General features: G+C 75.1%; 11 protein-coding genes and 1 pseudogene. 8 read left to right on the top strand and 4 right to left on the bottom strand.

Annotated elements, in window-relative coordinates; all coding sequences use genetic code 11:
* Positions 1-302: pseudogene (locus ACFW3D_RS41360) on the bottom strand (ABC transporter permease); the annotation flags it as partial.
* Positions 303-449: 147 nt separating this feature from the next.
* Here ACFW3D_RS41360 and ACFW3D_RS41355 point away from each other — a divergent pair.
* The gene (locus ACFW3D_RS41355) at positions 450-1,061 is read left to right on the top strand and encodes a TetR/AcrR family transcriptional regulator (RefSeq protein ID WP_500513588.1); all 612 of its coding nucleotides are present in this window, start codon (positions 450-452) and stop codon (positions 1,059-1,061) included.
* Between the two features lie 34 nt (positions 1,062-1,095).
* Here ACFW3D_RS41355 and ACFW3D_RS41350 read toward each other — a convergent pair whose 3' ends face one another.
* The 3 genes from ACFW3D_RS41350 to abmR form a co-directional block, all read right to left on the bottom strand.
* Positions 1,096-1,626, bottom strand: a complete 531-nt coding sequence (locus ACFW3D_RS41350) for a SixA phosphatase family protein (protein ID WP_500513586.1) — start codon at positions 1,624-1,626, stop codon at positions 1,096-1,098.
* Complete coding sequence (locus tag ACFW3D_RS41345) at positions 1,623-2,348, bottom strand: hypothetical protein (RefSeq protein WP_500513584.1); 726 nt, start codon at positions 2,346-2,348, stop codon at positions 1,623-1,625. The genes ACFW3D_RS41350 and ACFW3D_RS41345 overlap by 4 nt, the downstream gene beginning before the upstream one ends.
* Before the next feature lie 855 nt (positions 2,349-3,203).
* Complete coding sequence (abmR, locus tag ACFW3D_RS41340; RefSeq protein ID WP_500513583.1) at positions 3,204-3,749, bottom strand: ATP-binding transcription factor AbmR; 546 nt, start codon at positions 3,747-3,749, stop codon at positions 3,204-3,206.
* A 147-nt stretch (positions 3,750-3,896) separates the two neighbouring features.
* On the opposite strand from abmR, the gene ACFW3D_RS41335 reads away from it, so the two are divergent.
* The 7 genes from ACFW3D_RS41335 to ACFW3D_RS41305 all read left to right on the top strand — a co-directional run.
* The gene (locus ACFW3D_RS41335; protein ID WP_500513581.1) at positions 3,897-4,439 is read left to right on the top strand and encodes a (2Fe-2S)-binding protein; all 543 of its coding nucleotides are present in this window, start codon (positions 3,897-3,899) and stop codon (positions 4,437-4,439) included.
* The gene (locus ACFW3D_RS41330; protein WP_500513579.1) at positions 4,436-6,829 is read left to right on the top strand and encodes a xanthine dehydrogenase family protein molybdopterin-binding subunit; all 2,394 of its coding nucleotides are present in this window, start codon (positions 4,436-4,438) and stop codon (positions 6,827-6,829) included. Before ACFW3D_RS41335 ends, ACFW3D_RS41330 begins: the two co-directional genes overlap by 4 nt.
* The gene (locus ACFW3D_RS41325) at positions 6,826-7,683 is read left to right on the top strand and encodes an FAD binding domain-containing protein (protein WP_500513578.1); all 858 of its coding nucleotides are present in this window, start codon (positions 6,826-6,828) and stop codon (positions 7,681-7,683) included. The genes ACFW3D_RS41330 and ACFW3D_RS41325 overlap by 4 nt, the downstream gene beginning before the upstream one ends.
* Positions 7,684-7,699: 16 nt before the next feature.
* A complete protein-coding gene (locus ACFW3D_RS41320; RefSeq protein ID WP_500513576.1) occupies positions 7,700-8,827 on the top strand; it encodes an AAA family ATPase in 1,128 nt (375 codons plus the stop codon).
* Positions 8,828-8,832: 5 nt separating this feature from the next.
* Positions 8,833-9,972 (top strand): vWA domain-containing protein, encoded by a 1,140-nt coding sequence (locus tag ACFW3D_RS41315; protein WP_500513574.1) that lies wholly within the window; start codon positions 8,833-8,835, stop codon positions 9,970-9,972.
* Positions 9,965-11,077 (top strand): XdhC family protein, encoded by a 1,113-nt coding sequence (locus ACFW3D_RS41310; protein ID WP_500513573.1) that lies wholly within the window; start codon positions 9,965-9,967, stop codon positions 11,075-11,077. Before ACFW3D_RS41315 ends, ACFW3D_RS41310 begins: the two co-directional genes overlap by 8 nt.
* Positions 11,078-11,090: 13 nt before the next feature.
* Positions 11,091-11,773 (top strand): SRPBCC family protein (locus tag ACFW3D_RS41305; RefSeq protein WP_500513571.1); only part of this gene is annotated, 683 nt, incomplete at its 3' end.

Raw genomic sequence — 11,773 nt, 5'->3', positions numbered from 1 at the left:
ACACCCCGGTCGGTGCCCAGCAGCAGGCCGAAGATGAAGTAGTAGACGGCCGCGTTCAGCAGCGGCGTCAGCACCTGCCACAGCTGGCCCAGCCGGGCCTGGGTGTACTGTGCCGACACGCGGGCCCGCGAAAACGCCGAGATGAAATGACGGCGTCCCCACAGCTGCCGCACGTAGGCGCGCAGGGTGGGCCGGGCTCCGCTGACCGACAGCCCGTACTTGGCCGCCAGCTCCGCGGGGGACGGCGCCGGAGCGCCGGGCGGCGCGGGCGCCGCTGAGGAGGACTCGATGTCAAGGCTCACGAGGGGGGCGCTTCCGTTCGGGTGGTGATGCGCGAGGGGGCGATGGTGCGCCGACGGAACGAGACCGTATCGTCGTTATCGAGACGTTAGACCACACGGGCGCTGGAACGCAACCGTTCCGTCCCGTCGTCGCGTAGGCTGCCGGGCATGGCACCGGACACCGCACCCCCACGACGCGCCCCCGCCGGGGCGGCAGTGCTCCGCGACGATGTCACGGAGGCGATCCGCGCGGCCGTCTTCGAGGAACTCGCCGCGGTCGGGTACGGCCGGATGTCCATCGAGGGCATCGCCCGCCGCGCGGGCGTCGGCAAGGCCGCGGTCTACCGGCGCTGGCGCTCCAAGCTGCCCCTCGTCCTCGACGTGGTGTCCGCCGTCGCGGCGATCGGCGTGCCGGCACCCGCCACGGGGAGCCTGCCGGGCGACATCCGGATGCTGCTGGAGGTCACGGCGCGGGCGCTGCGGCACCCCGTCGCCTCGCAGATCATCCCCGACCTGCTGGCGGAGGCCTCCCGCAACCCGGAGATCGCCGAGACCCTGCAGATCGCGCTGCGCGACACCCAGCGCGGCATCGCCGTCGCGATCGTCGACGCCGCCGTCGAACGCGAGGAGCTCCCCGCCGGCACGGACCGCGACCTCGCCCTCGACCTCATCGCCGGCCCCCTCTACTGGCGCCTCGCGGTCCTCCGCTCCCCCCTCACCCCCCGTTACCTCGACCGCCTCGCCGCCGCGACGACCGCCGCCCTCGCGGCGTCGGCCTAGGCCCCTTCCCGCGGCGCCCGGTCCCAGGAGGGGTTCAGCCGCGGGGAACGGCGAAGTCGTCGAGGCGGGCGTGTTCCGGGCTGAGGGAGGACCAGGGGTCGGCCCAGGTCAGGACGGCCAGGGCGGAGGTCGGGAACTTGTCGGCCGCGCGGAGCAGGGCGTCGGCGCGGGCCTCGCCCGTCAGGCGGAGGACGAGGTCCTGGACCCCCGGGTTGTGGCCGACCAGCAGGAGGGTCGCCGCGTCGTCGGGGGCCTCGCGCAGGACGTCGAGGAGCGCGCGGGCGGTGGCCGCGTAGACCCGCTCGTCGAGCCGCACCGGCGCGGGCGGCGTGGCGCCCAGGGCCCCGGCGGCGAGTTCCCAGGTCTCCTGGGTGCGCCGGGAGGTCGAGCAGATCACCAGGTCGGGCGTGTGGCCGGCCTCACGCAGCCAGCGGCCGACGGCCGGGGCGTCGCGGCGGCCGCGGGGACCGAGCGGGCGGTCGTGGTCGGGGACGTCCGGGGGCCAGGCGGACTTGGCGTGCCGCAGCACGACGAGCCGTCGTGTATCCGCCGTGCGGCGCCTCACGAGCGCACCCCGCCGACCTCGGCGGTCAGCTCCAGGGCGAGCACGCGGTCCGCCTGGGCGAACGTCTCGAAGCGGGAGCCGTCGGGCAGCGCGGCCTCCGCCTCCAGCCGGTCGAGGGCGGCCAGGTAGGAGGCGGTGTCGAGGTCCGCGGCGAGGGCCGCCTGAAGGCGTTCGACGTACTCGGCGCACATCGGCTTGGACGGCGACTCGGCCCAGCGGGCCACATCGCCGCGCCAGCGCCGGAGGCCGGTGTCCGCCGCCTCCAGGACCCCAGGGGTCAGTTCCGCGGAGGCCCGGCGGTCGAGCCGCAGCAGCGCGAGCCGTAGGGCCGGACCGGTGGCCGTTACCTCATCCGGGTGAACCGGCCCGACGTCCAGGCGCGGGCCGCCGGTGTCCGTGCCCGCCGGTGCGACGTGCACCCGGGCCCGGCCGGCGAGTGCCTCCTCCGCCTCGCGGACGTCGTCGCCGCGGCCCGCGCAGGGCCTGATGGCCAGCGCCGCGGCGGCGCCGTCCAGTGCGGGGTCTGCCGGACCCACCGAGGCGACCAGCACCTGCCCGCCCCAGGTCTCGGCCGTGCGCGCCAGTACGTCCGCCAGCAGCAGTACCCGCAGCGCGGTCGTCCCGCCCGCGACGCCGGTGTGGGCGAGCACCCGCAGCGGCACCCGCCGCCCCGGGTCCAGTTCCACGGGCTCGCCGCTCCTGCCGTCCACGATGCGCAGCACGCCTCCGAATCTAACCCGTACGGCCCACCGGCGCAGGCGCCCTTCCCGGGTGACCGGGGCTCGCGCGGCGGGCCCGGCAGGACCGCCGGACGGCCGACGGGGGGGCACCCCCACGCGCCCAAGTACCTCCGTCGCGGCGGAGGATGGGCCGCCGGGCAGGCCCGAACGGCGTCGGAGGCCGTGCCGTCCCGGAACCAGCCTGTGCGGCGCCGTTGTGGTTGCGGGCGGCTGCGCCGGGCTGCCCGGGAGATTTGTGTGCGGGTTGTTTGCGCCTGCGGCGGGCTGTCCCCCGCCCGCCCTCCCGATTGCCCCGGATCGTTGGTGCGGGCCTGCGCGCGTGCGCGGTGGGCCGGGGGCGGGGCCTCCGGGGTGGGCATTCTGTACCGCATATTTACGTGCATGGCGGGCACCCGCTTTTGCCGCCCCGGATGCCGCACAACAAATACACGTTAGCGTCCAGAACGCCCACCCTCCCCCAGCCTTCGGCCGGGGGTGCTCCCACCTCCCCCACCCCCTCCGTGTCGCGGGCGACCAACGGCCGGTGGGGATGAGGAAGCGGTCCAGGGTTGCCCCGAGTGCCTTACTTAACCCCCACCGGCCGTCATGCGCCCCAACAAACGAGAGGGGGTGTGTCGGGGTGCGCCCGGAAACGACGAGCGGCGAACGCGGCGCCGAACGATGTGGACGTAAACCGCGAGCGTTGAGGACGTGCGCCGGCGCGGCACCGACCCAGGCACACGATGCGCAGGCCCGCACCGACCGCGCCGAGCAATCGGGAGGGAGGGCGCGGGATGCCCGCCGCAGGCGCAAACAACCCGCACACAACAACACCCGGCAGCCCGGCGCAGCCGCCGGTCAGTCGTCCTCGGCGGGCGGCGCGGCGCGGTCGGGGCCCTGGGCGCGGACACGCTGGACGTGCTCCAGCGAGTCGCGCAGGTCGCCGAGCCAGGTGTCGGTGTTGGCGCGGACCAGGCGGACGCACCAGGCGAGGGCCTCGCTGCGGCTGCGGGCGACGCCGCCCGCGACGAGGGTGTCGAGGACCTGGCGCTCGGGCTGGCGCAGCCGGGTCATGACGGGGACGGAGACGGTGGTGTACATCGCCCGGCGCCCGCCGCACTCCACGCCCCAGGAGACCTTGCGTCCGAAGCGGTGCTCGGCCTCGCGGGCGACGGCGACGCGGTCCTCGCGGGTGCGCTCGCGGAACTCCGCGATCCGTCCGTCGAGCGCGGCCTCGCGTTCCACCTCCGACGCGTCGGCGCCGACCGCGGGCGCGGGGATGCGGCCGACGACGGTGATCTCCTCGCGGTCGGCGGTCACGTCCACGAGCGCCTCGAAGAGCCCTTCGGGGAGCCGCCCGGCGAGCCAGCCGCGCAGCGCTTCCTTCTGCTCGCTGGTAATCATGTAATCAACATTACGCCTCGGATTTCCGAGCGCAAGAGGCCCGTGAAACTCGCGTCCGAGGCGTCGCGTTGTCCCCGGCCGCGACTTACAGTTGCGCGTATCGGAGCAGAACGGGGGATTCGCCACGCGGCGCCTCTGGGAGGGCATATGACCCGCATCTCGGTGAAGGTGGACGGCACGGCCTACGAGGACGAGGTGGAGCCCCGCCTCCTGCTCGTCCATTACCTGCGGGACCGGCTCGGTCTGACCGGTACCCCCGTCGGGTGCGACACCACGAACTGCGGTGCCTGCACCGTGGACCTCGACGGGAAGAGCGTGAAGAGCTGCTCGGTGCTCGCCGTCCAGGCCGACGGCGGCGAGGTGACGACGATCCAGGGGCTGGCCTCCGCCGGCGGTGAGTGGCACCCGCTGCAGAGGGCGTTCCACGAGCAGCACGCCCTCCAGTGCGGCTTCTGCACCCCCGGCATGATCATGGCCGCCCGCGACCTGCTGCGGGAGAACCCCGACCCCACGCCCGAGGAGGTCCGCGAGGGCCTGGAGGGCAACCTCTGCCGTTGCACGGGCTACATGAACATCGTGCGTGCCGTGCTCGCGGCCGCCGCCGAGGAACGCCGGCACCAGGCCCCCGAACCCGGCGCCGTGGCGGAGCACGCCGAACCGAGCACGGCCGGAAGCGGGGCGCCGGTATGACCGACCAGCTCACCGGACGCGAACCCGAGGTCGGCCGGGCCCGGGTCCGCAAGGAGGACGCCCGGCTGGTGACCGGCCGGACCAACTGGACCGACAACATCACCGTCCCGGGCCTGCTGCACATCGCGATCCTGCGCAGCCCGATGGCGCACGCCCGCATCGAGCGGATCGACGTCGCGCCGGCCCTGGAGCGGCCGGGGGTGGTCGCCGCGTACAGCGGCCGCGACCTGGCCGAAGGGCTCGGTTCGCTGCCGTGCGCCTGGCCCGTCACCGAGGACATCGTGCTGCCGGAGCACCCGCCGGTCGCCGTCGACGAGGTACGCCACACCGGCGACCCGGTAGCGGTCGTCGTCGCCCGGGACCGCTACGCGGCCGCCGACGCGCTGGAGGCGATCGACGTCGACTACGAGCCGCTGCCCCCGGTCCTCGACATGGAGGCGGCGCTCGCCGAGGGCGCCCCGCTGGTCCACGCCGACAAGGGCACCAACCGCTGCTACACCTGGCCGCTGGCCACCGGCGAGGACTACGCGACGGTGCGCGAGCGGGCCGACGTCGTGCTGCGCCGGCGCTTCGTGCAGCAGCGGCTCATCCCCAACGCCATGGAACCGCGGGCCGTCGTGGCGGTCCCGCCGGACACCTCGGACCAGTACACCCTGTACTCCGCGACGCAGATCCCGCACATCGTGCGCGTGATGATGGCCCTCGTCACCGGCATCCCCGAGCACCGGCTCCGGGTCGTCGCGCCGGACGTCGGCGGCGGCTTCGGCTCCAAGCTCCAGGTCTACGGCGAGGAAGCGATCGGCCTGGCCGTCGCCCGCAAGCTGGGCCGTCCCGTGAAGTGGACGGAGTCCCGCTCGGAGGGGTACCTGGCCACCCATCACGGCCGGGACCAGATCCAGGACCTCGAACTCGCCGCGACGCGCGACGGCAGGCTGCTCGGCCTGAAGGTGGACCTGCTCGCCGACATGGGCGCCTACCTGATGATCGTGACGCCGGGCGTCCCGCTGCTCGGTGCGTTCATGTTCCCCGGCATCTACAAGATGGACGCCTACGACTTCACCTGCACGGGCGTCTTCACCACCAAGACCCCCACCGACGCGTACCGCGGCGCGGGCCGCCCCGAGGCGACGTTCGCGATCGAGCGCATGATGGACGAACTCGCGGCCGAACTCGGCATGGACCCCGTGGAGGTGCGCCGCCGCAACTGGATCGGGCACGACGAGTTCCCGTACACCACCATCGGCGGACTCACCTACGACAGCGGGAACTACGAGTCGGCGACGGACAAGGCGCTCGCCCTCTTCGGCTACGACGACCTGCGGTCCGAGCAGCGCAAACGGGAGGAGCGCGGCGACCCGGTGCGGCTCGGCATCGGCGTCTCGACGTACACGGAGATGTGCGGGCTCGCGCCCAGCCGGATCCTGCGCGACCTGCGCTACGGCGCGGGCGGCTGGGAGGCGGCGTCCATCCGCATGCTGCCCACCGGCAAGGTGGAGGTGCTGACCGGAACCAGCCCGCACGGGCAGGGCCATGTGACGAGCTGGAGCCAGATCGCGGCGGACGTGCTGGGCGTGCCCTTCGAGGACGTCGAGGTGCTGCACGGCGACACGCGCACGGTGCCGCAGGGCATGGACACCTACGGATCGCGCTCGCTGGTCGTCGGCGGCGTGGCCGTGCACCGCGCGGCGCGGAAGGTGGTGGACAAGGCCCGAAAGGTCGCCGCGCACCTGCTGGAGGCGAGCGAGGACGACCTGGACTTCACCGACGGCGTCTTCTCGGTGAAGGGCTCACCCGACGCGCGCAGGACCATCCAGGAGGTGGCGTTCGCGACGTTCACCTCGCACGACCTGCCCGACGGGCTGGAACCGACGATCAACGCCGAGCACGTGGAGGACCCGGAGGCCTTCTCCTACCCGCACGGCACGCACCTGTGCGCGGTGGAGGTGGACACCGAGACCGGCCGGGTCCGGATCCGCAGCTACGTGTGCGTGGACGACGTCGGAAAGGTCGTCAACCCGATGATCGTGGAGGGCCAGGTGCACGGCGGTCTCGCCCAGGGCATCGCCCAGGCCCTGTTCGAGGAGGCCGTGTACGACGCGGAGGGCAACCTGGTCTCCGGCACCATGGCCGACTACCTGGTGCCGAGCGCCGCCGACCTGCCCGACTTCCTCACCGACCGCATCGAGACTCCGGCGACCACCAACCCGCTGGGCGTGAAGGGCGTCGGCGAGGCCGGGACGATCGCCTCGACCCCCGCGGTGGTCAACGCCGTGGTCGACGCCCTGCGGCCGCTGGGCGTCACGGACGTGCCGATGCCGTGCACACCGGAACGGGTCTGGCGGGCACTGCGCGACGCGCGGTCCGCCCGGCCGGAGGAGGACGGCTCATGATTCCCGCGTCGTTCGACTACGCCAGGCCCCGCACCGTGGAGGAGGCGGTGGGGCAGCTCGCGCTCGCCGGGGAGGAGGCGAAGGTGCTGGCCGGCGGCCAGAGCCTGCTGCCGATCCTGCGGATGCGGCTCGCCTTCCCCGAACTCCTCGTGGACGTCGGCCGGATCCCCGGCCTGCGCGGGGTGCGGGTCGACGGGGACACCCTCGTCATCGGCGCCCTCACCTCGCACCACGACGTCGTGCACGACCCGCTGGTTCGGCGGCACGCCGGGCTGCTGGCCGCCGCCACGGCGACGGTGGCCGACCCGGCGGTGCGTCACCGCGGCACGATCGGCGGCGCCCTCGCCCACGCGGACCCTGCCGGGGACGTGCCCGCGGCGGTCCTCGCCCTGGACGCCGAACTGGTCGTCCAGGGGCCGGACGGGCAGCGGACCCTCCCGGCGCGGGAGTTCTTCACCGACTACCTGCAGACGGCCCTGCGGCCCGACGAACTGCTGGTGGAGGTGCGGGTGCCCAAGGCCGACGCCTGGGGCTTCCACTACGAGAAGTTCCAGCTCAGCGCCCAGGCCTGGGCCGTGGTGGGGGTGGCCGCGCTGGTGCGGCGGGACGACGGCCGCATCGTCGAGTCCCGTGTCGGGCTCTCGAACATGGGGCCCACCCCGGTGCGCGCCACCGCCTGCGAGGCCGCCCTCGCGGGCGTCGACGCCGCGCCGGACGCGGTCGCCTCGGCCGCCGACAGCGCGGCGGAGGGCACCCGGCCGGCGTCCGACCTGTCCGCGTCCGCCGAGTACCGGGAGCACCTGGCGAGGGTGCTGACCCGCAGGGCGGTCCTCGCCGCGGCGGACCTGACATGAGGAGCGGACGCAGCGCATGACCCGGCCGGCGGAAGGGACTCCACCGGGGTGGACCGCCCCGGCGGGCCCCTCCTGCGGGCCGCTTCCCGTGACGACGGCACGCGCCGGGGCGGTGGGGCCCCACCGCCCCGGCGGCCCCGGTGCCCCGCCCTCCGGCAACCCGCCCTCCAGCCCTGACGCCGGCCCTGACGCCGCCCGTGCCGGCACCGCGCCGCCCGGCGCCGTCCCGGCCGCCGCCGTGGACGGGGCGGTGCCCGGCATCGCCGGCCCCGGGCAGATGCGGGCCCGGCTGGAGGAGACCGGCTACCTGGTCGACGACGGCCTCGCCGTCGCCTGCTACCTGGCGCTGACGCTGCACCGCCCGATCTTCTGCGAGGGCGACGCGGGCGTCGGCAAGACCGCGCTGGCGCACGCGCTCGCCGAAGCCCTCGGCGCGCCGCTGATCCGCCTGCAGTGCTACGAGGGCATCGACGCGTCGCAGGCGCTGTACGACTGGGACTTCCCACGGCAGTTGCTGCACCTGCGGGCGGCCGAGGCGGCGGGCGTCAGCGACCCGGGGACGCTGGAGGGCGAGCTCTACAGCCGGCGGTTCCTGCTGGCACGGCCGCTGCTGCGGGCACTGGAGACCAGCCCCTCGGTGCTGCTGGTCGACGAGATCGACCGCGCGGACGACGAGTTCGAGGCCTTCCTGCTGGAGCTGCTGTCGGAGTACTCCGTCACCGTCCCCGAACTGGGCACCCTGCGGGCGCAGTCGCCGCCCGTGGTGGTGCTGACGTCCAACCGGACCCGCGAGGTGCACGACGCCCTGAAGCGGCGCTGCCTCTACCACTGGTTCGAGCACCCCGGCTTTGAGCGGGAGCTGGCGATCGTGCGGCGCCGGCAGCCGCACGTGGCGGAGCGCCTCGCGACGCAGGTGACGGCCGTGGTCCAGCGCCTGCGGGAGCAGGACCTCGTACGGCCGCCCGGGGTGGCGGAGACCATCGACTGGGCGGAGGCGCTGGCCGCGCTCGGCGCGACGGAACTCGACGCGGACCTGGCGATGACCACCCTCGGGTCGGTGCTGAAGTACCGCGAGGACGCCGAGCGGGCGCGCTCGCTCGACCTGTCGGAGATCCTCGCGGCGCGGGCCGGCGGGACGCGGTGAGCTCGATGCGCACGGTCACGGCGGACGGCACGGCGGGGGTGGTGGGCTTCGCCCGCGCCCTGCGGGCCGCCGGAGTGCCGGCCGGCCCCGAGCGGGTGGCCGCGTTCCTGGCCGCGCTCGGCCGGCTCGACCCGGGGCGGCGCCGCGACGTGTACTGGGCGGGACGGCTGACGCTCTGCGGCGGCGGCCCGGAGGACCTGGAGCGCTACGACCGGGTCTTCGCGGCCTTCTTCGACGGCGAACGGCCGCCGCCCCGCCGCGTGCGGCCGGCGGTCCGCCCGGTGCGCCCGCCCGCGGTGCCGAGGACCGAGTCCGGGGAGCGGACCGCCGGGGAGGAAGGCGGCAGGGGACCCACGGCGACCGCGCTCGCCAGCGCGACGGAGGTGCTGCGGCACCGTGACGTCGCCGCGCTGACCGCGGCGGAGCGGGCCCAACTGAACCAGCTGCTGGCGGTGTTCGCGCTCGACGGCGAGCCGCGCCGCAGCTCCCGCCGGCGTCCGGCGCGCCGCGGTGACGTCGATCCGCGGCGTACCGTGCGGGAGTTGCTGCGCCGGGGCGGAGAACCGGCCGTACTGCTGCGGCGGGCCCCGGCCCGCAAGCCGCGCCGGGTGGTGCTGCTGCTGGACGTCAGTGGGTCGATGGCCCCGTACGCGGACGCGCTGCTGCGCTTCGCGCACGCCGCCACGCACGGTTCGCGCGGCCGTACGCCCACCGAGGTCTTCACCCTCGGCACCCGGCTCACCCGGGTAACCCGCGAGATGGCGCGCCGCGACCCGGACGCGGCACTGGCCGCGGTCGCGGCGGCGGTGCCCGACCGGAGCGGTGGGACCCGGCTCGGGGAGACGCTGCGGGCGTTCCTGGACCGCTGGGGGGCGCGGGGAACGGCGCGCGGCGCGGTGGTCGTACTGCTGTCGGACGGCTGGGAGCGCGGCGACCCCGCCCTGCTGGCCGCGCAGATGCGGCGGCTGGCACGGCTGGCGCACCGCGTGGTGTGGGCCAACCCGCGCAAGGCCAGGCCGGGGTACGCCCCGCTGGCGGCGGGAATGGCGGCGGCGCTGCCGAGCGTCGACGCCTTCGTGGAGGGGCACAGTCTGGGCGCGCTGGAACGTCTGGCCGCCGTGGTGAGAGGAGCCGACGGTGCGTGAGATCCTTCCTGCGCTGGACGACTGGTACGCCTCGGGAGCCCCCTTCGGGCTGGCCACCGTGGTGGCGGTGAGCCGCAGCGCGCCGCGCGGGCCGGGCGCGGCCATGGCGGTGGGGCCCGGCGACGAGGTCGTCGGCAGCGTCTCCGGGGGGTGCGTGGAGGGCGCGGTCTTCGAACTGGCCAAGGAGGTAGTCGAGTCGGGCGAGGCCCGGCTGCACACCTTCGGCTACAGCGACGCCGACGCCTTCGAGGTCGGCCTGACCTGCGGCGGTGAGATCACCCTGCTGGTCCGTCCGGTGTCCCCGGCCACCGACCCGGGCTTCGGCGAGGTGGCCGCCTCGGTCGCCGCCCACCGCCCGGTGGTCACCGCGACGGTGCTCGACGGACCCGCGCCGCGCGGCGCCACGCTCACGGTGTGGCCGGACCGGGTCGCCGGCACCCTCGGCTCGGAGGGCCTGGACGCGGCGGTCACCGACGACGCCCGCGGCGAGCTCGCCCAGGGCGCCACCGGGCAGCGCCACTACGGCCGGCACGGTGAGCGGCGCGAGGACGACGTGACGGTGTTCCTGCAGTCCTTCGCCCCGCCGCCGCGGATGCTGGTGTTCGGCGCGATCGACTTCGCGGCGGCGGTGGCGCGCATCGGGCTGTTCCTGGGCTACCGGGTGACCGTCTGCGACGCCCGTCCGGTGTTCGCGACCCCGAAGCGCTTCCCCGAGGGCGTGGAGGTCGTCGTCGACTGGCCGCACCGCTACCTGGGCGGTACGGAGACCGACGACCGCACGGTGATGTGCGTCCTCACCCACGACCCCAAGTTCGACGTTCCGCTGCTGGAGGTCGCGTTGCGTCGCCCCGCCGCGTACATCGGCGTCATGGGCAGTCGCCGCACGCACGACGACCGGCTCAAACGGCTGCGCGACACGACGCTGGCCCCGGCCGAACTGGCCCGGCTGCGCTCGCCGATCGGGCTGGACCTGGGCGCGCGCACCCCCGAGGAGGTCGCGGTGTCGATCGCCGCCGAGATCATCTCGCTGCGCTGGGGCGGCAGCGGCACCCCGCTGTCGGGCACGGCCGGCGCGATCCACCCTCCGGTGCTCAGGCCGGTGTGACGAGGAGGAGATCATGGAACTGCACCACGAGTTCGGGGTCCCCGTCCCGGTGGCGGACGCCTGGCGGGCGCTGCTGGACATCGAGCGCGTCGCGCCGTGCATGCCGGGCGCGACGGTGGAGGAGTACGACGGCGAGACCGTCAAGGGCACGGTGAAGGTCAAGGTCGGCCCGGTGACGGTGACGTACCGCGGCACGGCGGTCTTCGAGGAGCGGGACGGCACCGCGCACCGGGTCGTGCTGGCCGCCCGCGGCAAGGAGGTCCGCGGCCAGGGGACGGCGCGGGCGACGGTGACCGGCACGCTGACGGAGAAGGACGGCGCGACGGTCGTCTCGGTGACGACCGACCTCGCCGTGACCGGCCGCCCCGCGCAGTTCGGCCGGGGCGTGATGGCCGAGGTCGGCGACCGCATCATCAGCCAGTTCGCCGATTGCCTCGCCGGCCGCCTCGCCGCCCCGCAGCCCCCCGCCGGGGGCGAGGACGCCGCCGAGGACGAGCGCCCCGTGCCGGCGGGCCCCGCGGACGAGCCCCTCGACCTGCTCAGGGTCGCCGGCGGGCCGCTCGCGAAACGCGCGGCGGTGGCGGGGCTGGTGGCGGCCGCGGCCGCGGCCCGCCGCGTCTTCCAGCGGGGGCGCCCCCCCAGACGGGGGGGGGTGGGTGGTTTTGGGGGTGGCCCCGCGGGAGGGCCCCAAGGCCG

Source organism: Streptomyces sp. NPDC058864, assembly GCF_042742985.1.
Classification (GTDB): domain Bacteria; phylum Actinomycetota; class Actinomycetes; order Streptomycetales; family Streptomycetaceae; genus Actinacidiphila.
The sequence above is the reverse complement of the archived record's forward strand: the minus strand, read 5'-3'. Positions and strand labels throughout refer to the sequence as shown.

Excerpts from the sequence above, each read along its gene's own strand:
- ACFW3D_RS41320 (WP_500513576.1), top strand. The coding sequence starts at position 7,700 with ATGACCCGGCCGGCGGAAGGGACTCCACCGGGGTGGACCGCCCCGGCG.
- ACFW3D_RS41315 (WP_500513574.1), top strand. The coding sequence starts at position 8,833 with ATGCGCACGGTCACGGCGGACGGCACGGCGGGGGTGGTGGGCTTCGCC.
- ACFW3D_RS41325 (WP_500513578.1), top strand. The coding sequence starts at position 6,826 with ATGATTCCCGCGTCGTTCGACTACGCCAGGCCCCGCACCGTGGAGGAG.
- abmR (WP_500513583.1), bottom strand. The coding sequence starts at position 3,749 with ATGATTACCAGCGAGCAGAAGGAAGCGCTGCGCGGCTGGCTCGCCGGG.
- ACFW3D_RS41355 (WP_500513588.1), top strand. The coding sequence starts at position 450 with ATGGCACCGGACACCGCACCCCCACGACGCGCCCCCGCCGGGGCGGCA.
- ACFW3D_RS41335 (WP_500513581.1), top strand. The coding sequence starts at position 3,897 with ATGACCCGCATCTCGGTGAAGGTGGACGGCACGGCCTACGAGGACGAG.
- ACFW3D_RS41330 (WP_500513579.1), top strand. The coding sequence starts at position 4,436 with ATGACCGACCAGCTCACCGGACGCGAACCCGAGGTCGGCCGGGCCCGG.